21 protein-coding genes are annotated in these 24,518 nt (G+C 73.2%); 14 read left to right on the top strand and 7 right to left on the bottom strand.

The genetic code is table 11. The features are described from left to right. The 7 genes from E1211_RS17030 to rny form a co-directional block, all read left to right on the top strand. Positions 1-1,094 (top strand): aminotransferase class I/II-fold pyridoxal phosphate-dependent enzyme (locus E1211_RS17030; RefSeq protein ID WP_132349980.1); only part of this gene is annotated, 1,094 nt, incomplete at its 5' end. A 320-nt stretch (positions 1,095-1,414) separates the two neighbouring features. Further along, complete coding sequence (locus E1211_RS17035; RefSeq protein WP_132349981.1) at positions 1,415-2,116, top strand: UdgX family uracil-DNA binding protein; 702 nt, start codon at positions 1,415-1,417, stop codon at positions 2,114-2,116. Positions 2,117-2,299: 183 nt separating this feature from the next. Next, positions 2,300-3,646, top strand: coding sequence for an MFS transporter (locus tag E1211_RS17040; protein ID WP_132349982.1), 1,347 nt, complete (start codon positions 2,300-2,302; stop codon positions 3,644-3,646). A gap of 4 nt (positions 3,647-3,650) precedes the next feature. Next, positions 3,651-3,851 (top strand): DUF3046 domain-containing protein, encoded by a 201-nt coding sequence (locus tag E1211_RS17045; protein ID WP_132349983.1) that lies wholly within the window; start codon positions 3,651-3,653, stop codon positions 3,849-3,851. 184 nt (positions 3,852-4,035) lie between these two features. After that, a complete protein-coding gene (gene recA, locus E1211_RS17050; protein WP_132349984.1) occupies positions 4,036-5,082 on the top strand; it encodes a recombinase RecA in 1,047 nt (348 codons plus the stop codon). A gap of 8 nt (positions 5,083-5,090) precedes the next feature. Next, positions 5,091-5,786, top strand: a complete 696-nt coding sequence (locus E1211_RS17055) for a regulatory protein RecX (RefSeq protein ID WP_132349985.1) — start codon at positions 5,091-5,093, stop codon at positions 5,784-5,786. A 660-nt stretch (positions 5,787-6,446) separates the two neighbouring features. Beyond that, a complete protein-coding gene (gene rny, locus E1211_RS17060; protein ID WP_132349986.1) occupies positions 6,447-8,210 on the top strand; it encodes a ribonuclease Y in 1,764 nt (587 codons plus the stop codon). On the opposite strand, the gene E1211_RS17065 is transcribed toward rny, so the two are convergent. The 5 genes from E1211_RS17065 to E1211_RS17085 all read right to left on the bottom strand — a co-directional run bounded on the left by E1211_RS17065 (position 8,191) and on the right by E1211_RS17085 (position 12,080). Next, positions 8,191-8,544 (bottom strand): hypothetical protein, encoded by a 354-nt coding sequence (locus E1211_RS17065; protein ID WP_132349987.1) that lies wholly within the window; start codon positions 8,542-8,544, stop codon positions 8,191-8,193. The genes rny and E1211_RS17065 overlap by 20 nt on opposite strands. 118 nt (positions 8,545-8,662) lie before the next feature. After that, entirely contained in the window at positions 8,663-9,637 is a 975-nt protein-coding gene (locus E1211_RS17070; RefSeq protein WP_132349988.1) for an amino acid ABC transporter permease, read from the bottom strand. After that, positions 9,634-10,341, bottom strand: a complete 708-nt coding sequence (locus E1211_RS17075; protein WP_132349989.1) for an amino acid ABC transporter permease — start codon at positions 10,339-10,341, stop codon at positions 9,634-9,636. Before E1211_RS17075 ends, E1211_RS17070 begins: the two co-directional genes overlap by 4 nt. 41 nt (positions 10,342-10,382) lie before the next feature. Then, a complete protein-coding gene (locus E1211_RS17080; RefSeq protein WP_132349990.1) occupies positions 10,383-11,267 on the bottom strand; it encodes a glutamate ABC transporter substrate-binding protein in 885 nt (294 codons plus the stop codon). Between the two features lie 57 nt (positions 11,268-11,324). Continuing rightward, the gene (locus E1211_RS17085) at positions 11,325-12,080 is read right to left on the bottom strand and encodes an amino acid ABC transporter ATP-binding protein (protein ID WP_132349991.1); all 756 of its coding nucleotides are present in this window, start codon (positions 12,078-12,080) and stop codon (positions 11,325-11,327) included. 196 nt (positions 12,081-12,276) lie between these two features. On the opposite strand from E1211_RS17085, the gene selD reads away from it, so the two are divergent. Further along, complete coding sequence (selD, locus tag E1211_RS17090) at positions 12,277-13,266, top strand: selenide, water dikinase SelD (RefSeq protein ID WP_132349992.1); 990 nt, start codon at positions 12,277-12,279, stop codon at positions 13,264-13,266. A gap of 246 nt (positions 13,267-13,512) precedes the next feature. Then, positions 13,513-13,992 carry a hypothetical protein gene (locus E1211_RS17095; protein WP_132349993.1) on the top strand — a complete coding sequence of 160 codons (480 nt, stop codon included), beginning with the start codon at positions 13,513-13,515 and terminating at the stop codon, positions 13,990-13,992. A 70-nt stretch (positions 13,993-14,062) separates the two neighbouring features. Here the strand turns inward: E1211_RS17095 and E1211_RS17100 are convergent, their stop codons facing one another. After that, positions 14,063-14,305, bottom strand: coding sequence for a DUF2277 domain-containing protein (locus E1211_RS17100; RefSeq protein ID WP_132349994.1), 243 nt, complete (start codon positions 14,303-14,305; stop codon positions 14,063-14,065). A gap of 352 nt (positions 14,306-14,657) precedes the next feature. On the opposite strand from E1211_RS17100, the gene E1211_RS17105 reads away from it, so the two are divergent. The 5 genes from E1211_RS17105 to fxsT are packed head-to-tail and all read left to right on the top strand — an operon-like array spanning position 14,658 to position 23,745. Continuing rightward, positions 14,658-17,087: an FxsB family cyclophane-forming radical SAM/SPASM peptide maturase gene (locus tag E1211_RS17105; RefSeq protein ID WP_132349995.1), complete on the top strand. Its 2,430-nt coding sequence runs from the start codon at positions 14,658-14,660 to the stop codon at positions 17,085-17,087. Next, positions 17,071-17,907, top strand: coding sequence for an aminoglycoside N(3)-acetyltransferase (locus E1211_RS17110; RefSeq protein WP_243709561.1), 837 nt, complete (start codon positions 17,071-17,073; stop codon positions 17,905-17,907). The genes E1211_RS17105 and E1211_RS17110 overlap by 17 nt, the downstream gene beginning before the upstream one ends. A gap of 53 nt (positions 17,908-17,960) precedes the next feature. After that, positions 17,961-18,617: a TIR-like protein FxsC gene (locus E1211_RS17115; protein WP_132349996.1), complete on the top strand. Its 657-nt coding sequence runs from the start codon at positions 17,961-17,963 to the stop codon at positions 18,615-18,617. Further along, positions 18,614-19,888 carry a TIR-like protein FxsC gene (locus E1211_RS17120; protein ID WP_132349997.1) on the top strand — a complete coding sequence of 425 codons (1,275 nt, stop codon included), beginning with the start codon at positions 18,614-18,616 and terminating at the stop codon, positions 19,886-19,888. Before E1211_RS17115 ends, E1211_RS17120 begins: the two co-directional genes overlap by 4 nt. Continuing rightward, positions 19,885-23,745, top strand: coding sequence for an FxSxx-COOH system tetratricopeptide repeat protein (gene fxsT, locus E1211_RS17125; RefSeq protein ID WP_132349998.1), 3,861 nt, complete (start codon positions 19,885-19,887; stop codon positions 23,743-23,745). Before E1211_RS17120 ends, fxsT begins: the two co-directional genes overlap by 4 nt. Before the next feature lie 6 nt (positions 23,746-23,751). On the opposite strand, the gene E1211_RS17130 is transcribed toward fxsT, so the two are convergent. Next, positions 23,752-24,518: alpha/beta fold hydrolase (locus tag E1211_RS17130; RefSeq protein WP_132349999.1), on the bottom strand; the 767-nt coding region annotated here is incomplete at its 5' end.

Here is a 24,518-nt window from a genome sequence, read left to right on the forward strand (position 1 = left end):
GCCGCTCGGCGCTGCGCCCGCCCCCGGCGCCCGGCCTGCGTGACCTCTCCGCCGGGGAGCCCGACCCGAGCCTGCTGCCGTCACTCGGTCCGTACCTGGCGTCCCTCGCCGTCGACGCCGGCCCCCCGGTCAGCTACTCGGGCGGTGGCGTCCTCCCCGAGCTGGCCGAGGCGGCCCGGGCCCGGCTCGCGGCCGACGGCGTACCGGCCGGCGAACTGACCCTCACCGGCGGTGCGCTCGACGGCATCGAGCGGCTCCTCGGCGCCCACCTGCGCCCCGGTGACGCGGTCGCGGTCGAGGATCCGGGCTGGGCCAACCTGCTCGACCTGATCGCCGCGCTGGGGCTGCGCCCGATCGGCGTACCGGTCGACGACGAGGGGCCGCTGGTGGCCGGGGTGTCGGCCGCGCTCACCGCCGGGGCCCGCGCGCTGATCCTGACCAGCCGCGCGCAGAACCCGACCGGCGCCGCGATCTCCGCTGCCCGCGCCACCGCGCTACGGGACCTCCTCACCGGCTGGCCGGAGCTGCTGCTGATCGAGGACGACCACGCCGCCGAACTGGCCCGCGTACCGCTGCACCCGCTGGCCGGGGCGACGGCGAGCTGGGCCTTCCTCCGCTCGGCCAGCAAGCCCTTCGGCCCGGACCTGCGGATCGCGGTGCTGGTGGGCGACGAGACCACCGTCGCCCGGGTGGCCGGCCGGACCCGGGTCGGCGCCGGCTGGGTCTCCACCGTGCTGCAACGGCTGCTGCTCGCGCTCTGGCGCGACCCGGCCGTCGCCGGGCAGGTCGGCCGTGCGGCGGAGAGCTACGAGCGGCGGCGCGGGGCACTGCTCGCCGCGCTCGCCGAGCGGGGCCTGCCCGCACGGGGGCGCAGCGGCATCAACGTCTGGTTGCCCGTCCCGGACGAGACCAGTGCGGTGACCGCGCTGCGCGACGCCGGCTGGTCGGTCGCCCCCGGCGCGCTCTACCGGATCGCCGCCGAGCCCGGCCTGCGGATCACGGTCAGTCCGCTCGCCGACACCGACATCGCCCCGCTCGCCGACGCGCTGGCCCGCGCCCTCCGACCGCCGCATCCGGGCGGCTTCGCCGCCTGACCGGGCCACGTCGACCGCCGCCGCTTGCGGGCCGGCGCGGGGACCGGGCCACGCCCTGGTCGACCGGTCCGCCGGGAGTCAGCCGCGAACGGGCGGGTAAGCCCGGCGCGGGAGGTGGGCGTCGATGGCGTCGTCGGGCGCGAGGAAGGGCATCTGGGCCGGGATCGCGGTGGCGGTGATCGCGGTCGTCATCGTGATCATCGTGGTGGTCTCCGACGGCGCCGGCGGTGGGTACTGAGCCGGATCGCGAGCCGGTGCCGAGCCCGGGCCCGCCCCGCCGGTTCCGGCATCGATCCCCGAACGGGTATATAACAGTCCGCATGGCCGAGCAGACCGCTGACGCCCCCGGCGCCCAGAAGTTCATCCCACCGGAGGCGGACACCCTCGACGAACTGCGCACGGCCGCCGCCGGCTGCCGCGGTTGCGAGCTCTACCGGGACGCGTCGCAGACCGTCTTCGGCCGGGGCGACGAGAGCGCCCGGGTGGTGTTCGTGGGTGAGCAGCCCGGCGACATGGAGGACCAGAAGGGTCTTCCCTTCGTCGGTCCGGCCGGCAGGCTGTTGCGGCGCGCGGTGGACGACGCCGGCCTCGACCCCGGCTCGATCTACCTGACCAACGCCGTGAAGCACTTCCGCTTCGAGCTGCGCGGGAAGCGGCGCATCCACCAGACCCCGGACCGGGTGCACATCACCGCCTGCCGGCCCTGGCTGGTCGCGGAGTTCGCCCGCCTGCGCCCGGCGGTCGTCGTGGTGCTCGGCGCCACCGCGGCCAAGGCGCTGCTCGGCCCGGCGTTCCGGGTCACCCGGCAGCGCGGCGAGCTGCTGCCCTGGCCGGGCTCCGCGCAGCACCCCGAGGACTTCCAGGGCGTGCCGGTGGACAGCGCCGGGAAGCGGGCCGACACCCCGCCGGCCCAGCTGCTCGCCACCATCCACCCGTCGGCGGTGCTGCGCGCGGACGACCAGGACAAGGCGTACGAGGGGCTGGTCGCCGACCTCACCGTCGCCGCCCGCGCCCTCGGCTGACCGCGACGGAACCCGTCCGACGACCTCCTGCCGCTCGGCCCCGCTGTGGCCAGCGCGTTGATCATGAAGTTGTCGTCCCGACATGCCGGTGGACGCGCAACAAAATCATGATCAACAGGGTCTGGTGGCAGGTGGGTGCGCAAGGATGAAGGCCCTCGGCACCCCTTACCGTGAGGAGCCTGCATGGCCACCGAACTGACCGCGCCGACGCCCGTCCGACCGGACGTGGCGCCGATCCAGCGGCGTACCCTGCGGCTGCTCTTCGGCACCCAGATCGTCGGCGGGATCGGTGTCACCATCGGCATCTCGGTGGGGGCGCTGCTCGCAGCGCGGGTCGCCGGCACCGCGCTGGCCGGTGTGGCGCAGAGCGCCTCCGTGGTGGGTGGCGCCCTGCTGGCGGTTCCGGTCACCCGGATCATGAACGGGCGCGGCCGCCGGCCCGGGCTCGCGGTCGCGTACCTGGCCGGTGCCGTCGGGGCGGTGCTGGTCGTGCTCGCCACGGTCACCCACTTCGTACCGCTGCTCTTCCTCGGCATGCTCTTCTTCGGCGGCGGCACCGCCGCCAACCTCCAGGCCCGCTACACGGCCGTGGACCTCGCCGAGCCGGCTCGGCGGGGCCGCCAGCTCTCCCTGATCGTCTGGGCCACCACGATCGGCGCGGTGGCCGCCCCGAACTTCGCCGACCTGGCCGACCACGCCACCACCGGCTGGGGTCTGCCTCCGCTGGCCGGCCCGTTCGCGTTCAGCGCCGTCGCGTTCGTGCTCGCCGCCGGCGTGCTCCTGGCGTTGCTGCGCCCCGATCCGCTGCTGACCGCGCGCCGGCTGGCCGCGCCCGCCGCGCCGGTGGCCGCCGGCGTCGCTCCCGAGGTAACCCCGCCGGCCGAGGCCACCTCCGCGCCGGCCGGGACCGCCCGGCGCGGTGCCGGGATGCGCGTGGCCTGGCGGGTGGTACGCGGCCGGCCCGCCGCCCGGCTCGGCATCGCCGCGGTGGCGGTGGGCCACACGGTGATGGTGGCGGTGATGTCGATGACCCCGGTCCGCCTCGGTGAGTCGCACGGCGACGCGGACGTGCTGCGGGTGGTCGGCATCGTGCTGAGCCTGCACATCGCCGGCATGTACGCCCTCTCTCCGGTGGTGGGTTGGCTCACCGACCGGCTCGGCCGGCGGGCGGTGATCCTCGTCGGCGTCGTGCTGCTGCTCGCCGCGTGCGCGGTCGCCGGCACCGCCGGGCACCACACGCCCCGGCTCTCGGTCGGTCTGGTCCTGCTGGGGCTGGGTTGGTCCGGCACCATGGTGGCGGGCTCCACGCTGCTCTCGGAGTCGGTGCCGGCGGCCGTCCGGCCGAGCGTGCAGGGCTTCTCCGACCTGACGATGGGGTTGGCCGGCGCCGTGGCCGCGGCGGTGAGCGGGTTTGTCATGCGGGCCGCCGGTTATCCGGTCCTGACCCTGCTCGCCGCGGTCGCCACCGTGCCCCTGGTGGCGCTAGCGTTGCGGCCGGTGCCGGCGGGGGCACCGGACGAGGAGGACTGATCACGTGCGGCTGACCGACTTCTGGGCGCGGCTGGAGGAGGCCTTCGGTCCCGGCTACGCGGCCAGCATCGCCAGCGACCAGGTGCTCGCCCAACTCGGTGGACGGACCATCGAGCAGGCCCTCGCCGCGGGTGAGGAGACGCACGTGGTATGGCGGGCGGTCTGCGCGGCCTACCCCGACCGGGTGCCGGCGCGACTACGCTGAGCAGCGATTTCCGCCGATCCGCGTGTCGCTTGCCGAGTCGTACACCTGTTCGGCTATTGTCCACAGCGGGGTGCTCGTCCACAGCTCGCGGCCCGTCGGCTGGTTTTCTGTCGGACCCAGCGCCTAGCGTGTCCGCGTGACGCGAAGCTCAGCAAAGACGCCGGCGAAGGCAGGGGTGGCAACGATGGTGGCAGCGCCTGACCGGGAGAAGGCACTCGACCTTGCTCTCGCTCAGATCGACAAGCAGTTCGGCAAGGGCTCGGTGATGCGTCTGGGGGAGCGGCCGGTCATCCAGACCGCCGTGATCCCGACCGGCTCCATCGCGCTCGACGTGGCGCTCGGTGTGGGCGGGCTGCCGCGCGGCCGGGTCATCGAGATCTACGGCCCGGAGTCCAGCGGTAAGACCACTGTCGCCCTGCACGCGGTGGCCAACGCGCAGCGGGCCGGCGGCATCGCCGGCTTCATCGACGCGGAGCACGCGCTCGACCCGGAGTACGCGAAGGCCCTCGGGGTCGACACCGACGCGCTGCTCGTGTCCCAGCCCGACACCGGTGAGCAGGCTCTCGAGATCGCCGACATGCTGGTCCGCTCGGGCGCGCTCGACATCATCGTGATCGACTCGGTGGCCGCCCTGGTGCCGCGCGCCGAGATCGAGGGCGAGATGGGCGACAGCCACGTCGGCCTCCAGGCCCGGCTCATGAGCCAGGCGCTGCGGAAGATCACCGGTGTGCTCAACAACACCGGCACGACGGCGATCTTCATCAACCAGCTCCGCGAGAAGATCGGCGTGATGTTCGGCAGCCCGGAGACCACCACCGGTGGTCGGGCGCTGAAGTTCTACGCCTCGGTCCGGCTCGACGTCCGGCGCATCGAGAGCCTCAAGGACGGCACCGACGTGGTCGGTAACCGCACCCGGGTCAAGGTCGTGAAGAACAAGGTCGCCGCGCCGTTCAAGCAGGCCGAGTTCGACATCATGTACGGCAAGGGCATCTCCCGCGAGGGCTCGCTGATCGACGTCGGCGTGGAGCAGGGGATCATCCGCAAGTCCGGCGCCTGGTACACGTACGACGGCGACCAGCTCGGCCAGGGCAAGGAGAAGGCCCGCGAGTTCCTGCGGGAGAACCCGGACGTGGCCGCCGAGATCGAGAAGAAGATCCTGGAGAAGCTCGGCGTCGGAGTCGCCGGGACCGACGCGGCGGGTGGCCCGGAGCTTCCGCCTGTCGACTTCTGACCTGAACCGTGGCAGGACGACGAGCCCGCGCGGGGCGTGGCTGGGACGCCAGCGCACCCCGCTCGGGCGACGCCACCACGCCTCGCCCTCGCCGTGGACGCCGGGGGAGGGCTGAGGAGACCGACCCGGCGGAGGCCGCGGCTCCGCCGCGGGACGAGGCCGAGGTGGCCCGGGAGATCTGCCTGCGGCAGCTCGCCGTGCGACCGCGTACCCGTGCCGAGCTGGCCGGGGCGCTGACGAAGCGCGGCATCTCCGAGGAGGTGGCCGCCCAGGTCCTCGACCGCTACGACGAGGTCGGCATCATCGACGACGCCGCGTTCGCCCGGGCCTGGGTGAGCAGCCGGCACGCCGGGCGGGGTCTGGCTCGCCGGGCGCTCGCGAACGAGCTGCGTCAGCGCGGGGTCGACGGCGACGTCGCGAGCGAGGCGCTCGGCGAGCTCAGCGAGGAGGCCGAGGCGGAGACCGCGCGGGCGTTGGTCGAGCGGAAGCTGCGCACCGCCCGGGGCGAGCCGGACGCGGTCTTCCGCCGGCTGGTGGGGATGCTGGCCCGGAAGGGCTATCCGCCGGGAGTGGCGATCCGGGCGGTGAAGGACGCGCTCGCCGCCCAGAGTGACGAGGCGGCCGAGTTCGCCGAGCAGATCGACGCGGACGCCCTCGCCGAGGCGGAGGGCGAGATCGAGCGCGACGGCCGGGCGACTGGCTGACCGGCCTCGCCCGGCGCCTGCCGGCGGTGCCGGCCCGACCGGCGCGGTGACCGGGCTCGTCCTCGGTGACGTCGCGGTGTCCGGCGCGTGAAGATGCCCCGGCTGCTCTGGTGCTCGGGTCGATCAGGCGAGGGATCGCACCCGCAGGAGGGCGGGACGCGGTGTCGGGCGCCGGGGCGAACAACGGTGACCGCCTGGCATGGCCGGCAGCCGGTGGTGTTTGTCCGCTCTTGCCCGGCGGCTGGTCAGCGCTGGGTGACCGGCCAACTTCTCTCCGTTCGGGGGGTTTGATCATGAGTTCTTGACCAGACCACCCCTGGCGACCTAGCCTCGCCATACAGGCTCACATTGCCCGACCAGCGCAGGCTAAGCGCACAACATAGATCGCGTAACGGAAGAGCAACACTTTGGTCGGCTCGTCCGGCCTTTGGCGGCAGCTCCGGACAGGCCGGTCCGGAGCTGAAGCGACAACTGCACCAGGCCACCGGCGATGCCCGCGAGCACCGCCGGTGGAGGAAGCTACCCACGGCCAGTCGCTCCGGTCGGGCGTCCGAAGCCGCAGGAGCGTGCCCCGGCACGGTCGCTGCGGCGCCGACGTTCAGGGGAGGCGGCCATGGCGGGACGGCACAGGTTGACCGGTGGTCCGCACGGGGTCCCCGCATGAGCGCCTTCGACACGGTGCTCCTGGTCGTGGTCCTGATCCTGACCCTGGTGGTCGTCGGCGCGTTGACGATGGGCCTGCGGACCCTGCGCCAGCTGGGCGGCGCCCGGCCGGCGGACCCGGCCTTCATCGCCGAGAAGGACCGCCAGGAGCAGTCCCTGGCCGCGCTGCGCAGCGCGGCCGACGAGGCGAACAGCACCATCGACGTGGCGAAGTCCGCGGCGGCGGCGGCGCGCGCCGAAGCGGCCGCCGCGAAGGCCGAGGCGAAGGCGGCCCGGGCGGAGGCCCGCCGGGTGCTCGACGACGCCCGCGCCGAGGCCGACACCGTCCTGGAACGGGCGCACAAGCAGGCCGAGGCGGACGCGGAGCAGCTGCGCACGGCAGCTCGCCGCGGTGGAGAGCGCGAGGTCGCGGTGCTCGCCGCGACCACCCGCGAGCAGGCAGCCGAGGTGGACCGGCGGGCGGCCCGGATGGACGAACGGGAGCGCCTGCACACCGAGGAGGTCGAGCGGCTCGCCGAGCGGGAACGGCAACTGAGCGCCGCGAGCGCCGCGCTGGCCGCCCGGGAGGCCGCGCTCGACCAGCGGGAGGCCGGCCTGGCCGAGGCGGAGTTGCATCGCCGCCGCGAGCTGGAGCGGGTCGCCGGGCTCACCGCCGAAGCCGCCCGGACGGAGCTGATCGAGGCGATCGAGGGCCAGGCCAAGCGGGAGGCGGCACTGCTGGTCCGCGACATCGAGGCCGAGGCGCGCGGCACCGCCGAGCAACGGGCCCGCCACATCGTGGTGGACGCGATCCAGCGGGTGGCCAGCGAGCAGACCGCGGAGAGCGTGGTCAGCGTCCTGCACCTGCCCGGGGACGAGATGAAGGGCCGGATCATCGGCCGGGAGGGGCGCAACATCCGCGCCTTCGAGTCGGTGACCGGCGTCAACCTCATCATCGACGACACCCCGGAGGCGGTGCTGCTCTCCTGCTTCGACCCGGTCCGCCGCGAGGTCGGGCGGCTCACCCTGGAGAAGCTGGTGCTGGACGGGCGGATCCACCCGCACCGGATCGAGGAGGTCTACGACCTGGCCCGGCAGGAGGTCGAGCAGCTCTGCCGGCGGGCCGCCGAGGACGCGCTCGTCGAGGTGGGCATCACCGAGATCCACCCGGAGCTGATCACCCTGCTCGGCCGGCTGCGCTACCGGACTTCGTACGGGCAGAACGTGCTCAAGCACCTCGTCGAGACCGCCCACATCGCCGGCGTGATGGCCGCCGAGTTGCGCCTGGACGTGCCGCTCATCAAGCGGTCCGCGTTCCTGCACGACATCGGCAAGGCGCTCACCCACGAGGTGGAGGGGAGTCACGCCATCATCGGCGCCGACCTGGCCCGCAAGTACGGCGAGAGCGAAGAGGTGGTGCACGCGATCGAGGCGCACCACAACGAGGTGCAGCCGCAGACCATCGAGGCGGTGCTCACCCAGGCCTCCGACGCCTGCTCGGGCGGCCGGCCGGGCGCGCGGCGGGAGAGCCTGGAGGCGTACGTCAAGCGGCTGGAGCGGATCGAGGAGATCGCCGGCGGCAAGGGTGGGGTGGAGAAGGTCTTCGCGATGCAGGCCGGCCGGGAGATCCGGGTGATGGTCAAGCCGGAACACGTGGACGACATCGGCGCCGCCGTGCTGGCCCGGGACGTGGCCAAGCAGATCGAGGAGGAGTTGACGTACCCCGGTCAGATCCGGGTGACGGTGGTCCGCGAGTCCCGGGTCACCGAGATCGCCCGCTGACCGGTCTCGCGCCGGAGCGCCCGCCGCGTAGGCGGCGGGCGGACCGCAGGGCGAGTGCCGTGAAACTCACCGCGACGGCCAGACAGAGGAACAGGAACGGGTTGACGTACGCGGGAACCAGATCCGTGGTGGTGCCGTCCGCGTAGCGGCAGAGGTGCCGCAGTGGCAGCCAGTCGGCGCTGGTCGCGGTGGAGTCCAACGGCTTGGCGGGGCAGTACACGCTGGTGGCACGGAGGTCGAGGAAGTGCCCCGCCCACAGTCCGTGCAGATAGACGGCGACGGCCGCGGAGGGCGCCACGACCGTCCCGACGACGACCCGGACAGCGTTGTTCATCGATCGAGAGTCTGCCTTGTCGACGCCGTTCCGCGACGCGACACGGGGATCAGGGGCAGATAGCCGAAGGGCCGCACCGAATCGTCGGGGCGGCCCTTCCTGGTCGTTGCGGCAGGGCTCAGACGCCGCCGCCCATGCCGCCACCCTCGGCCTGCGACATGAGCGCCGCCGGAGGAGGGTTCTGGGCCGGGGTGCCCGCCGTCTTCCGGCCCCGCGAGAGCCGGCGCTGGACGTACTGGGCCAGCTTCGACAGCGTGTAGTTGACGACGATGAACAGCACCGCGATCACCACGTACACCTGGATGGGGTTGTCCAGCGCACCGATGATCTGCTTGCCGATGCTGAGGGTCTCCTCGTAGCTGATGATGAAGCCGAGCGAGGTGTCCTTGAGTACCACGACCAGCTGACTGATCAGCGCCGGCAGCATGATCCGGAACGCCTGCGGCAGCAGGATCATCCGGGTGGTCTGCCACGGGGCGAGCCCGATCGCGGCGGCCGCCTCGGACTGCCCGCCCGGCAGGCCCTCCATGCCGGAGCGGAGGATCTCCGCGATGACCACCGAGTTGTAGATGGTCAGGCCGATGACCAGGTACCAGAGCGTGTCGAACGTGACGCCGAACTCGGGGAAGCCGCGGGCGACGAAGAAGATCGTGATCACCACGGGCAGGCCGCGGAACACCTCGACGCAGATCCGGGTGACCGCGGAGAGCAACCAGGTCAGCCCGCGCAGCAGGTACGACACGGGGGTGGCGAGCCCGGTGAAGCGGCGCTGGGCGAGGCTCTTGAGCTGGATCCGCAGCATCGCCAGCAGGGTGCCGACCACCAGCGACGAGAGGATGGCCAGCGCGGCGGCCATCAGAGTGTTCTTGAAGCCGGTGCCGATCCGTTCCCAGACAAGCGAGAAGTTCTCGTCGGAGGGGTCGACCAGCGGGCCCCAGAGGTCCAGCGAGAACTGTCCCTTGTCGTCCAGCGGCTGGTAGATCAGGAAGTACGCGCCGACCAGCAGCAGCACGGTGGCGACCAGGCTGCTGATCAGGGTGATCCGGCGCTGCCGTGGACCGGGGACGTCGTAGAGGACGCTCTGCTGGCTCATCGGGCCACCGCCTGTCGCTTCTCGATCCGGTCGAGGAGAGCGCCGAGGGGAACGGTCATGATCAGGTAGCCGATCGAGATGCCGATGGCGACCGGCACGAACGCGTAGCCCTCGGCCGAGGTGAGCTGGTCGGCGGTCTGGGACAGGTCACCGACCACGCCGAAGAAGCCGACCAGCGCTGAGTTCTTGATCATCGCGATGATCACCGAACCGAGTGGCACGATCGAGGCCTTCCAGGACTGCGGCAGCACCACGTAGCGCAGGTTCTGGCCGAAGGTGAGTCCCAGCGACCGGGCAGCCTCGGCCTGTCCGGGCGGTACGGCGTTGACGCCCGAGCGCAGCGCCTCGCAGACGAACGCCGCGGTGTAGAGCACCAGGGCGATCAGCGCGAAGCGGAAGTAGGGCAGGTCGGTGCCGAGCCGGTTGAAGATCGCGTCGAGCCCGGGGATCCGCAGGAAGTCCGCGTTGGACCCCAGCGCCGGCAGGCCGAAGGCGGCGAAGAACATGACCACGGTGAGCGGCATGTTCCGGAAGATGTTGACGTACGCGGTGCCGACGGCGCGCAACGGCGGTACGGGCGAGATGCGGAGCACCGCCACGATGGCGCCCAGGATCAGGGCGCCGATCGCGGCGAGTACGCAGATCTGGAGGGTGAGCCAGAAGCCCCCCGCGAAGACGTCGAACTTGTCGATGAGCACACTCACGGGTCGGACTTCCTCCCCACCCTCCGGATCAACGGGTCAGATCAGTAACGGTTGACGGCCGGCGGGTTGCCCAGCTCGGCACCGAACTTGCCGGCGGTGTCGTCCCAGGCCTTCTTCCAGCTGCCGTCGCTGTACGCCTTCTCCAACGTGTCGTTGATGAAGTTGCGGAAGTCGGTGTCGTCCTTCTTCACGCCGATGCCGTACGGCTCCTTGGTGAAGTTGGCACCGGCCAGCTTGAACGACGCCTCGTCCTTGGCGATGTAGCCGAGCAGGATCACGTTGTCGGTGGTCACCGCGTCCACCTGGCCGCCCTTGAGGGCGTCCCGGCACTTGTCGTAGGTGTCGAAGAGCACCAGCTGGGTGGCGACGTCCTTGACGTGCTTCTTGATCTCCTCGGCCGGCGTGGAGCCGGTGACCGAGCAGACCTTCTTGGTGCCGTCCGCGAAGGAGTCCGGCCCGGTGATGGCGGTGTCGTCCTTCTTCACCATGATGTTCTGGCCGGCCTCGTAGTACGGCCCGGCGAACGCGATGCGCTCCTTGCGCTTGTCGTTGATGGTGTAGGTCGCCGCGACCAGGTCGACGGTGCCGTTGACGATCACGTCCTCGCGGACCTTCGAGGGGGCCTCGACCCACTCGATCTTGTCCTCGGGGATGCCGAGCTCCTTGACGATGATCTTCGCGACCTCGACGTCGAAGCCCTCCGGCTTGCCCGACAGGCCCTTCTGGCCGAAGCCGGGCTGGTCGAACTTGGTGCCGATCTTGATGGCCTGAGCCTTGTTGAGCCGCTCCATCGTGCTGCCGGCCGCGAACGACTTGCTCTCGCCGCCGCTGCCGGTGCCCTCACCGGACCCGTTGTCGCCGCAGGCCGCCAGCCCGAGGGCGAGGGTCGCGGCCGCCGCGACCGCCGCCACGCGCTTCATACGCATACTCTTCTCCTTCTTCGACGAAGCCCGCCGAGGGATGGCGCGCTCCTGGGTGGACGCCTAGTGCGTGAGGATCTTGGAGAGGAAGTCCTTGGCCCGCTCGCTGCGCGGGTTGGCGAAGAACTCGGCCGGCGGAGCATCCTCGACCAGCTGGCCGTCGGCCATGAAGATGACCCGGTTGGCCGCGTGCCGCGCGAAGCCCATCTCGTGGGTGACCACGACCATCGTCATGCCGTCGCTCGCCAGCGACGTCATGACGTCCAGCACCTCGCCGACCATCTCCGGGTCGAGTGCGCTGGTGGGCTCGTCGAAGAGCATCGCCTTGGGCTGCATGGCCAGCGCGCGGGCGATCGCCGCCCGCTGCTGCTGGCCGCCGGAGAGCTGGGCCGGGAACTTGTCGGCCTGGTTGGCGATGCCGACCCGGTCGAGCAGCGCCATGGCGCGCTCCCGGGCCACCGCCGGCTTCTCCTTGCGGACCTTGACCGGGCCGAGGGTCACGTTCTCGAGGATGGTCTTGTGCGCGAAGAGGTTGAACGACTGGAAGACCATGCCGACCTCGCTGCGCAGCTTGGCGAGGGCCTTGCCCTCGGCCGGCAGGGGCTGCCCGTCGAAGGTGATGGTGCCGGAGTTGATCGGTTCCAGCCGGTTGATGGTCCGGCACAACGTCGACTTGCCGGAGCCGGACGGGCCGATCACCACGACCACCTCGCCGCGGCCGACCGAGAGCGAGACGTCGTCGAGCACGTGCAGCGGCCCGAACCACTTGTTGACCGAGTCCAGCACGATGAGCGGTTCGCCCGTCGTCACGTCGTCCACCGTCCCTGTCGTCTCCCACTCGGGGCCGGTTGACCCCTGGTTGGGCAACTGTAGGCGGCGAGTTGTGGCGGAATGCAACTCGGTTGGTCACGGAGCGGTAACACCCACGACGGCCGGCGTCGAGTGTCCGGTTTCGACCAGGCGACTTGTCCTGCGCCGGTAGCGGGTGACCCTCCGGCGCGGCGATCATGTGGGTATGACCGAACCGGTACGGCTGACCCGATACGCCCGAGGCGGCGGCTGCGCGTGCAAGATCCCACCCGGTGAGCTCGAGGCGATGGTGGCGGGCCTCGCCCCCGCGACCGGCACCGCCGACCTGCTGGTCGGCCTGGACCACGGCGACGACGCCGCCGTGGTCCGCCTGGACGAGCGGACCGGCCTCGTCGCCACCGCCGACTTCTTCACCCCGGTCGTCGACGACGCCTACGACTGGGGGCGCATCGCCGCGGCCAACGCGCTCTCCGATGTGTACGCGATGGGCGGCACCCCGCTGGTCGCGCTGAACCTGCTCTGCTGGCCCCGGGACGTACTGCCGATGGAGCTGGCCCGGGAGGTGCTGCGCGGCGGGCAGGACGTGGCCCGGGAGGCGGGTTGCCATCTCGCCGGCGGGCACAGCGTCGACGACGACGGCCCGAAGTACGGGCTGGCGGTCACCGGGGTGGTCCGGCCGGAGGAGCTGATCACGCTGGAGGCGGGCCGGCCGGGGCAGCCGCTGTCGCTGACCAAGCCGCTCGGCGTCGGGGTGCTGAACACCCGGCACAAGGCCACGGGTGAGGTGTTCGCCGAGGCGGTGGCCTCGATGAGCGCGCTGAACCGGGACGCCGCCCGGGCCGCCGTCGCCGCGGGGATCCGGTGCGGCACCGACGTGACCGGCTTCGGTCTGCTCGGGCACGCCTCGAAGCTGGCCCGGGCCAGCGGCCTCACGGTGGCGATCGACGCGGCCCGGGTGCCGTACCTGGCGGGCGCGCGCGAGGCGGTGCGGGACGGGTACGTCAGCGGCGGAAGCCGGCGCAACCTGGACTGGGTCACCCCGTGGACCGGCTTCGGTGCGGCGGGGGAGGAGGAGCGGCTGCTGCTGGCCGACGCCCAGACCTCCGGCGGGCTGCTGGTGGCGGGGGAGCTGCCCGGCGCGGCGGTGGTCGGCGAACTGCTGCCGCGTGGCGAGCACCTGGTCGTCATCCGCTGAGGCGGTCCGGGACCGGTCCGGGGCGGGATTTCCGGCGTCCGGCGGCCCGGTGCGGCGGCGCGGGAAGCCGCACCATACCCGATAAACTGTCATCTTCCCGCTACTCGCAGCGATGCGGTGCCGGGAAATTTTGCCCGGAATGGTCACAGACCGGTAACTTGCCCCCGGCTGGGGTCAAATGCACCGCACCATCGTCAGTAAGGCCCGATCCGGAGGCCGGTGGGACGAACGCAGCGAGGAGGCGGCATGACCGAGCTGTGGAACTGGAGAATCGACCAGGTACGACCCGTGGAGGTCTACCCGGCGTTGGCCGAGGCGCTCGGTCGGGTGGTGATGCCCCTGGCGATCGCCGACCCGGCTCGACTGCCCACGTACGCGGTCATCTGCGACGTCTGGCAGGCGCCCGGCGAGTTCGCGACGATCGTGGACTGCTACGGGGTGCCCGACCGGCTCCCCGAGCACGCGAGCATCGCCGCGCTGGCCCGGCTGCTGGAGCGCAACTGTCTGCTGCGCGACGACACGCTCGACGCCGGCCGGCACCTGCTCGTCGCCCCGGACGGCACGATCCGGCCGGTGCACTTCGACGTCCGGGAGACCGACGACGGCGAGATGCTCACCAATCAGCGGCTCTGCACCGAGGCCGACCCGGGCTGCCGCGGCTGGTCGCAGTGCCACCGCTCGCGGTGGGCCCCCGACACGGTCGCCCCGGCGCTCGCCGCGGCCTGATCGGCGGATCCCCGCCCGGCGCGGCCGGGCGGGGAGGGCGGTCGGGCGGGCGTGGGCCCGGCCGGGGTGCTCAGGATCCGGCCGCGGCGGTGGCCGCGCCCGACCGTCCGCCCCGCACCACGAGCTGGTCGAGCAGGGTGGCGGTGGCGGCGGCGACGGCCGCCACCGCGGCGTCGAAGGCCTCCGCGTTGTGCGGGGCCGGTGCGCGGAAACCCGAGATCTTCCGGACGTACTGCAGTGCGGCGGCGTCGATGTCCGCCGGCGTCACCTCCGGGACGTACGGCTCCCGCAGGGTCTTGATGCTCCGGCACATGCGCTGCTCCTCCTCGCCGACCGGGTTTCCACCAACGGTGTCCGGTGCCGCACCGACGGTGACAAGCGGTCGAGACTTGTCTATTCTGGTCACGGATCAGAGCCCTTCGAGCCATGCTGCCGCTCGCGCCGTCACGCCTCGGGCCCCCCGGAGACTCATTGTGGACCAGACACCCCCTCGTCACAGCCCACCGTCCCTCGAAGTCCTGACGCGTAGCCTGCGCACTCCGCTGGGTCAGGTCGCCACCGAGCACCCCGACACGCTCGCGCTCGTCCGTCGGCGCTTCCTGGCGGGCCGGTCCGCCCAGCCCGGCACGGTGCCCGTCGCCGCATTCAACTCGTCCATCTGAGGGATGGCGTGTCGGTGCGGCGCCGCCGATCCGGCCGCGCCCTGCCGGCCGATCAGCCAGTACGTCCTCAAGGTGCACAGCCGGTGTGACCTGAGCTGCGACCACTGCTACGTCTACCAGGAGGCGGACCAGACCTGGCGGAACAGGCCGGCGCGGATGGCCGCGTCGACCGTCCGGGCCGCCGCCACCCGGATCGCCGAGCACGCCCGGGCGCACGCCCTCCCCGTCGTGCACGTGGTGCTGCACGGCGGCGAGCCGCTGCTGCTCGGCCCGGCCGGCCTGCGCGAGGTGCTCGCCGAGCTGCGCGCCACGCTGGCCCCGGGCACCGTGCTCGACCTGCGCATGCAGACCAACGGCGTGCTGCTCGACGAGGAGCTGTGCCGCCTGCTGGTGGCCTACGACGTGAAGGTCGGGGTGTCGCTCGACGGTGACCGTGCCGCCAACGACCGGCACCGGCTCTTCGCCCACGGCGGCAGCAGCCACTCCCAGGTGCGGCGGGCGCTGGCCCTGCTCCGCCGCCCCGAGTTCCGCAGCAGCTACGCGGGCATCCTCTGCACCGTCGACGTGCGCAACGACCCGGACGAGGTCTACTCCGCGCTGCTGGCCGAGGAGCCGCCCCGGGTCGACCTGCTGCTGCCGCACGCCACCTGGGACCGGCCACCCTGGCGCCCGCCGGGCGTCGCCACCCCGTACGCCGACTGGCTGGGCCGGATCCACCAGCGCTGGGTCGACGACGGCCGGCCGGTGCCGATCCGGCTCTTCGACGCCCTGACACCCGGGCGGGCCGGCGGTGGCACGGAGGCCGTCGGGCTCGCCCCGGCCGACCTGCTGGTGGTGGAGACCGACGGCAGCTGGGAACAGGTCGACTCGTTGAAGGTCGCCTTCCACGGGGCGCCCGGCACCGGCCTGGACGTCTTCGCCCATCCGGTCGACGAAGCCGCGCGCCACCCCGGTGTGGCCATCCGCCAGGTGGGGCTCGCCGGGCTCTGCGCCGAGTGCCGCGCCTGCCCGGTGGTGAGCCGCTGCGGCGGTGGGCTGTACCCGCACCGCTGGCGTACCGGCACCGGCTTCGACAACCCCTCCGTCTACTGCCCGGACCTGCTGGCCCTGATCGCCACCGTCGACAGCCGCCCGCTGCCGGACCGCCCCGTCGCCCGGCGGTCGAGTCCCGGCGCGCCGCCGGGCCACGCCGGCGACCGCCCGCCGGGCCGGCCGGCAGCACCCGCACCTCGTCCGGCCGGGAGCGCCGGGGACCGGCACGTGGAGTCCGCCACCGATCGGCTGCTGACCGGGCTCGCCGGCGGCCACGGCGACCCCTGGGCGCTGGGGGTGCTCGCGCAGACCCAGCTCTCCATCACCCGGGCGTTGCTCGCGACCTGGCGGGACACCACCGGCGGCAGCGCCGCGTGGGAACTGCTCACCGAGCTCGACGCCACCGCCGGGGAGGCGGTCGACGCCGTGCTCACGCACCCGTTCGTCCGCCCCTGGCTGGTTCGCCGGCTCGCCCGGCCCGGCACGCCCGACGACGACCTGCTGCCCGCGCTCGCCGTGGTGGCCGGCGTTCGGGCCGAGGCCGACGCGGAGCTGGAGGTGCCGGTGCGCGGCGACGCGCTCGTGCTGCCCACCCTGGGCCGGTTGACCGTCGCCGGCGCGCGGACCGCCACGGTCCGTACCGTCGCGGGGCGACTGCACGTCCGCGCCGGGTCGGTCGAGCGGGTCGTCCCGCTCGACGCGGCGGCCGGATCGACGCTCGGCTGGCAGCCGGTCCGTCGCGTGCCCGTCGCCGGGGTGGCGCTCGCCATCGAGGACGTCGACCCCGAACGGGACTGCTACGGCCAGCCGGTGGCGCCGACGCTGGACGAGCCGGCTGCGGCCGCCCTCGGGCGTAGGCTCGCCCGGGCCTGGCAGGTAGTCCACCGGGACGTGCCGGCGCACGGCGCGGCGCTCGACGCCGGGCTGCGGGCCGTGGTGCCGCTGGCGCCGGACCCGGGGGCGCCGCTGCGCAGCGCCACCGCCCGGGAGGCCTTCGGTGCGGTCGCCCTGACCGAGCTGCCCGACGCGGCGACGATGGCCGTTCTCCTGGTGCACGAGTGGCAGCACGGCAAGCTCGGTGCCCTGCTGGATCTCTACGACCTCGTCGACCCGGCGTCGACGGTGCGCATCCCGGTGGCCTGGCGTCCCGATCCGCGCCCGGTCGAGGGGGTGCTCCAGGGTGCGTACGCGCACCTGGCGGTGGCCGAGGTGTGGCATGCCCGGGCCGCGGCCGACCGGCCCGATCCGCGGCCCGCCCGCGGGCACGCGGTGCGCTACCGGGACTGGACCCGCGAGGCCGTCGACGCCCTGCTCGGCTCCGGGGAGCTCACCGATCTCGGTGAGCGGTTCGTCCGGCGGATGCGGCACGCCCTGGAGGGCCTCCGTGCCGACCCGGGCTGACCCCACGATCGAGGCGGTGCGGGGCGAGGTCGACGGGGCGCGCCTCGTGGCCGACCTGCGGGCGCTCGGCCTATCCGCCGGCCGGGACGTCCTGGTGCACTCCTCGCTGCGCCGGCTGGGACGCCCGGAGGGTGGCCCGGCCACGCTGGCGGCGGCGCTGCGAGAGGTCCTCGGCCCGGCGGGCACGGTGCTCGTGCCCACCGAGAACGCCGGCAACTCGACGAGCTCACGGGCCTACCGCGCCGCGACCCGGGGGCTGGACGAGCGGCAGCTCACCGCCTACCACGCGACGATGCCCGGCTGGGACCGGGACGGCACGCCGTCGGAGGGCACGGGGGCGTTCGCCGAACACGTCCGACTGACCCCCGGCGCGGTCCGCAGCGACCATCCGCAGACCTCGTTCGCCGCGTTGGGGCCCCGGGCCCGGGAGCTGACCGACGGTCACGACCTGGACTGCCACCTGGGGGAGCGGTCCCCGTTGGGCCGGTTGTACGCCGCAGGCGGCTGGATCCTGCTGCTCGGTGTGGGCTACCAGGCGTGCACCGCGCTGCACCTGGCGGAGTACCGGCTGCCGGTGCCCCCGCCGCACCGGCCCTACCGCTGCTACCGGCTGATCTCCGGGCAGCGGGTACGCCTGGACTTCGACGGGCTCGACCTGGACGACAGCGACTTCCCCATGGCCGGGCAGGCCCTGGACCAGGCCTCCTTCGTCCGCCGGGGCCGGGTCGGCCGGGCCGAGGCCAGATTGATGCCGGTACGCGACACAGTGGACTTCGTGGTCGGCTGGTTCGCCGCCCATCGACCGCATCGGGGGCGTTGACGTGGGGACTAGGCTGATGGTTCGGCCGCGCGGGGAGGGGCGGAGGCACACGGGTGAGCACAGTGGACATGCCCGCCGGCATGCGGGCCCCGCTGTTCTTCCTGAGCCATTCCCGCTCGCCCGCCCGGCGGGCCGTCGCGGGCCCCTCGGAGTACCTTCTCCGGTTCTACGAGGACCTGTCGGTGCACGTGAGCGAGCTCGTCGGTCCGGAGACCGGGGTCGACCCGGGCTTCATGGACACCGTCATGACCGGTGGGGAACGGTGGACGCCGGAGTTGCTGCGCGCCGCCGGGACCTGCCAGGTCTTCGTGCCCCTGCTCTCCAGCGCGCTGCTCGGCAGCGACTGGTGCGGGATGGAGTGGCACGCCTTCTCACGCCGGCGTATCGAGCGGCGACGCGACGACGTCTCTGCGCACGAGACGGCGATCGTCCCCGTCACCTGGTCACCGACGGAGGGTGCGCGCCTACCCAAGGCGGTCCGCGAGATCCAACGGTTCTCGCCCACCCCGATGCCGACGGAGATCGTGGCCCAGTACCAGCGGGAGGGGGTCTACGGGTTGCTGACCTTGCAGATGGAGAACGCGTACCGGGCGGTGGTGTGGCGGCTCGCCCAGCGCATCGTCGCGATCCATCGGGCGTACCGGGTCGAACCCCTGGTGCCGTCGGGCGTGGGCGAGCTGCGCAACCTCTTCGCCGAGGAGTCGGGGTGAGCCGCCCCGGCACCACACCTCGGGCGGCGCGGCCGGTGGCGCGCGGCACGTACTTCTTCCTCAGCTACGCCCACTCCGCCCCACAGCAGGGGGCGCGCGCCGACGCCGACGTCTGGGTGGGGCAGTTCTTCGCCGACCTGTCGGCGGAGGTGGCCCGCCACGCCAGGCCGGCGGCCGGGATGCGGATCGGCTTCTTCGACCAGCAGATCCCGCCGAACGCGGACTGGAAGGCCGCGCTGGCCGAGGCGCTGAGCGGCGTGGAGGTCTTCGTGCCGCTCTACTCCCCGGGGTACTTCCGGCGCCCCTGGGCCCTCGGCGAGCAGGAGTCCTTCCGTGGTCGGTTGGCCAGCGCCAACGCGCCGGACACCAGCGGCCACGTCCTGCCGGTCCTCTGGATCCCGTTTCCGAGCTGGGAGAGCCGCACCGAACTCGACGACGCGTTGGAGCTGGGCCGGGACCTCCCCGAGTACGCCGAGAACGGGCTGCGCGCGCTCTGCATGCTCGCCGCCTACCGGGAGGAGTACGAGCGGCTGCTCGACCGGCTGGCCCGCCGGATCGTGGCGACCGCGGAGGGGCACCCCCTCGGGCCGTCCCGGGCGCCGGGCCTCGACGAGGTGACCCGACCCGCGCCGGCCGACCCGGACCTCGTGGTAGCCGTGCTGGCCCCCACCCGAGGCCGGCTGCCGTCCGGCCGGACGAGGAGCGGGTACGCGGGCACCGCCCGGCAGTGGCGGCCCTTCGGCGGCCGGCAGAAGCTCCCCGCGGCCGAGTACGTGGCGAGCACCGCCGAGCGGCTGGGGCTCTCGGCGCGTACCGCGGATTTCGACGGCGCGGGCGACCTGCTGGAGCGCCGCCCCACCGTCCTGCTGATCGACCCGTGGGTGGCGGCGGCGCCCGACGCGGCCGGGACCTTCGAGGCGATGGGCGACCTGCGCCCGTGGGTGGTGCCGATCGTGGTCACCGACGGCGACGACCCGCAGGACGCCACGCGGCACGCCGAGGAGGTCGCCGACGTGCTGCACAATGCGGGCGTACGGCAGGTCAAGCGGGCCCGCAGCGTCCAGGAGTTCGTGGATCTCATGCCGGCCCTGGTGACCGAGGCCCGCCGTCAGTACCTGAAACACGGTCCGGTGACGGAGTTCCCCGAAGCCGAACCGCCCCCCAGCCTCCGGCACGGGCGGGAGCCGCGCGCGCGCCCCGGCGCGTCGTTCGACCCGCCGCCCACCCACGACGATCCGGCGTCGCCGCGTCCTCACGGAGAGAACAGATGAGCAACGATCGTGAAGGTCAGGTCGTCACGTTCTACTCGTTCAAGGGTGGTACGGGCCGGACGATGGCGCTGGCGAACGTCGCCTGGATCCTGGCCGCCAACGGCCGGCGGGTGCTGGTCGCCGACTGGGACCTGGAATCCCCTGGCCTGCACCGCTTCTTCCACCCGTTCCTGGACGCCGAGGCGATCCAGAGCACCAGCGGGGTCATCGACATGATCCGCGACTACGAGTGGGAGACCACCCGGACGGCGGACCGGCCGGACCGCTGGGTCGAGCAGTTCGCCCGGGTCCGCCGGCACGCCTTCTCGCTGCGCTGGAACTTCCCCGACGGCGGCAGCCTGGACTTCCTCTCCGCCGGCCGGCAGAACAGCGACTACGCCGTCTCGGTGAGCGGCCTGGACTGGGACAACTTCTACAACCGCCTCGGCGGCGCCCAGTTCTTCGAGGCGCTGCGCGCGGACATGAAGCGGGAGTACGACTACACGCTCATCGACAGCCGGACGGGCCTCAGCGACGTCGCCGACATCTGCACCCTGCACCTGCCGGACACGCTTGTCGACTGCTTCACCCTCAGCGACCAGGGCATCGAGGGCGCGGCCCGGGTGGCCCACTCGGTGCGGGACCGGTTCCGCCGCCGCGACATCCGCATCCTGCCGGTGCCCATGCGGGTCGACCAGGCGGAGAAGGAGAAGGCGGAGGCCGGGCGTTCGCTGGCGATGCGCCGCTTCGCCGGGCTGCCCACCGGCATGACCGAGGCGGAGCGCCGGCGCTACTGGGCCGCCGTGGAGGTGCCGTACCGGCCGTTCTACGCCTACGAGGAGACCCTCGCCACCTTCGGTGACCCGCCCGGCTCGCCGACCTCGCTGCTCTCCGCGTTCGAGACGCTGACCGGGATCCTCACCGACAGCGAGGTGGCCGCGCTGCCGGTGATGGACGAGTCGGTCCGCGAACGGGGCAAGGCCCGGTTCCGCCGCCGCGCCGAAGCGGTCGACGACCAGATCGTGCTCCGGTACGCCCCCGAGGACACCGTCTGGGCGGAGTGGCTGGAGCGGGTGCTCAGCGCGGCCGGGATGCAGGTGGTCGCGCCGGCCGCGGCGGTCGGTTCGGCGGCCACCCCGGCCCCGCGCACCCTCACCGTGATCTCGCCGGCCTACCTGGCGACCCCGACCGGGGGGCTGCCGCCGCGGGAGTCGAGCACCGGCTCGACGGCGCTCGCCGTCTACGTGGCGGACCTGCGCCCGCTGGCGGAGTTCCCGGCGCAGGTCTCCGCCCACCTGGTCAACGTGTCCGCGGAGACGGCTGTCGAGCGGGTGCTACGGCTGGTGGGCCGGCCGGTCCCGCCGGCCGCGCAGGGCGCCCCGGCCGGCGCCACCCGCTTCCCCGGCGCCGAGCCGCTGATCTTCAACGCCCCGAACCGGAACGCCCGGTTCACCGGCCGCGAGGACGACCTCGCCGAGCTGCGCCGGCAGCTGCAGAGCGGGGGCAGCGCGGTCGTGCTCCCGGTCGCCCTGCAGGGCATGGGCGGTGTCGGTAAGACGCAGGTCGCGCTGGAGTACGTGCACCGGTTCCGGTCGGCGTACGACGTGGTCTGGTGGGTCGTGGCGGATCCGCCCCAGTTCGTCGACACCGCCCTGGCCGACCTCGGCGCCCGCCTCGGCCTGCCCGCGAGCCCGTCCCTGCCGGAGACCGTGCAGGCGGTGCTGCAGACCCTCGGCCGGGGCGAGCCGTACGAGCGGTGGCTTGTCGTCTTCGACAACGCCGAGGAGATCGAACACGTCGAGCAGTTCCTCCCGCAGGGGCCCGGGCACGTGCTGCTGACCTCGCGCAACCGGGCATGGGGGGAGCGGGCGACCCCGGTCCAGGTGGACGTCTTCGACAGGTCCGAGAGCGTCGCGCACCTCGCCCAGCGGGTGCCGGCGATCAGCCGCGAGGAGGCCGACCGGGTCGCCGACGCGCTGGGCGACCTGCCGATCGCCGTCGCGGCGGCGGGCGCCTGGCTGGCCGACACCGGCACGCCGGTCCCCGACTACCTGCGGCTGATCGAACGGCACGGGCCGAGCGCCCTGTCGGTGGAGGCCACCTGGGACCTCTCCCTCAACCGGCTGCGGGCCCAGGCGCCGGCCGCGTACCGGCTCCTGCAGCTCTGTTCGGTGCTGGCGCCGGAGATCGCGCTGGAGCTCATCTACAGCGACGAGATGGCGGCGGCGCTGGTGCCGTACGACCCGTCGGTGTCGGAGCGGCTGGTGCGGGGCGCCCTGGTCCAGCAGATCAACCGGCTGGCGCTGCTCAAGCTGGACGTGCAGGGCGGTCGGATCCAGGTGCACCGGCTGTTGCAGGCGGTGGTCCGGGACCGGATGGACGCCGAGGAGATCACCGAGGCCCGGCACCAGGTCCACCTGGTGCTGGCTGCGTCCCGGCCCCGCGACAACGTCGACGACCCCGCGACCTGGCCCCGGCTGCGGATGCTCTGGCCGCACCTGGAGGTCTCCGACGCGTTGAGCTGCCGCGAGGAGTCGGTGCGTCAGCTGCTCATCGACCGGGCCCGGTACCTGTGGCAGCGCGGCGGCCTGACGCAGGCCGAGGAATTCACCCGGCAGGTCGACGAGATCTGGTCGGCCCAGCTCACCGGGGCGGGGGGCGAGGTCGAGCCGGACCAGCACCTGCTGCACCTGCGGTTCAACCGGGCGAACATCCTGCGCACGATGGGCCGGTTCGCCGAGGCGTGGGAACTCGACAAGCAGGTCCTCGACGACCAGCAGCGCCGGCTCGGCCTGAACCACCCGCACACCCTGATGACGGCCGGTAGCCTCGCCGCCGACCTACGTGCCCTCGGCCGGTACGGCGAGGCGCTGGAGCGGGACCGCGCCACCTACGCCGCCTGGGTCGACCTGCTCGGCGAGGAGCATCCCCGGACGTTGAGCGCGGCCAACAACCTCGCCGTGTCGTACCGGCTGGTCGGTGACTACCGTTCGGCCCGGCAGTGGGACGAGGACGTGCACCAGCGGCGGCGCGCCGTGCTCGGCCCCACCGACCCGTACACGCTGCAGTCGGCCCTACGGCTCGGCAGCGACCTGCGGGAGGCCGGCGAGTACGAGAACGCGGTGGCGTTGCTGCGCGGCGTGTTCGACAGCTTCGTCGAGGTGCTGGGCGCCGACGACCCGCTGACCCTCACCGCCCAGGTCGACGTGGCGGTGTCACTGCGCAGTGTGGGCCGGCCCGCCGACGCCATGTCGATCTTCGAGGACGCCTACCGGAAGCTGGAGGAGCGCTTCGGTCCGAACAACCCGGACACGGTGGCCTGCCGGTCGAGCCGGGCGGCGAACCTGCTGGCGGTCGGCGAGGCGAACCGGGCGCTGAGCGAGATGGTGGCGGTCGGCCGGACGTACGAGGACGCGCTGGGTCTCGGCCCGACGCATCCGCACACGCTGGCCACGTTGAGCAACCGCTCGGCGGCCGAACGGGCCCTCGGCCAGCTGCCCGCGGCCCGGGCCACCGCCGCCCACGCCGCGGACGAGCTGCGCAAGGTGCTCGGCCCGGAGCACCCGCACACCCTGGCGGCGGAGGTGAACCACGCGGTCTGCCTCGCCGAGGACGGTGAGTGGGAGTCGGCCCGGCAGCGGCTGCGGGACACCGCCGACCGGTTGGCGCTGACCATCGGCGCGAACCACCCCGACACGCTGCGCTGCCTCGGCGACCTGGCCGTGGTCACCCGCCGCATCGGCGCGGCGGGCGCGGAGGCCGACGCCGGTGCCGCGGCCGATCGGCTGGCCGACGTGATCGGCCAGGAGCACCCGAGCGTGCAGACGCTGCGGGGTGGTCGGCTGGTGGCCCGGGTCATCGACCCGAACGCGTTCTGACGGGGCTCAGAGCCGCGGGGCGGCGGCCAGCTCGGGGGTGCTGAGCCAGGCGAGGGTCTGCGGCAGGATCTCCACCGCGCCGAAGTGCGCGGCGCCCGGCTGCACCTGGACCTCGGCGTTCGGGATCCGCGCGGCCAGCCACCGCGAGTGCGCCACGGGCGAGAAGCGGTCCTGCTCGCCGTGCCAGAGCCGGACGGGCAGCCGGATCGTGCCGAGGTCGAAGCCCCACGACCGGTGGACGGCGAGTACGTCGTCGATCCAGCCCTCGGGGCCGTGCCTCAGCGCCTCGGCGTACATGTCGGTGAGCAGACGGCGGATCGCCACGTCGTCGACCACTCGGATGTCGGGCTCGGTGAGTTGCGGGCGGAGGAACTCCAGCAGGGTCATCGGGTCCCGCTGGACGTCCTTGGCCCGTACGGTGAGCAGGTCGCGCAGCTCGGCGGCGTCCGCGTCGGCGAGACTGTGCTCGTCGACGTTCTCGTCGGCCATGCCCGCGTACCAGTCCAGGTCGGGGGCGCCGGCCGGGGCGAGCCCGACCAGGACCGCCGCCCGGGTCACCCGGTCGGGCAGCAGCGCGGCGCAGGCCAGCGCGTGCGGGCCGCCGCCGGAGCGGCCCACCAGGGCGAACCGGTCGATGCCGAAGGCGTCGGCGATCGCCGCGACGTCGGCCGCCGTGTCGGCCACCCGGCGGCCCTCGTGCCGGTCCGAGTCGCCGTAACCGGGCCGGTCGTAGCAGATCAGGTGCACGCCGAGGCGGTAGAGGACGACCGGGC

Origin of the sequence: Micromonospora sp. 15K316, from assembly GCF_004348525.1 — a bacterium.
Classification (GTDB): domain Bacteria; phylum Actinomycetota; class Actinomycetes; order Mycobacteriales; family Micromonosporaceae; genus Micromonospora.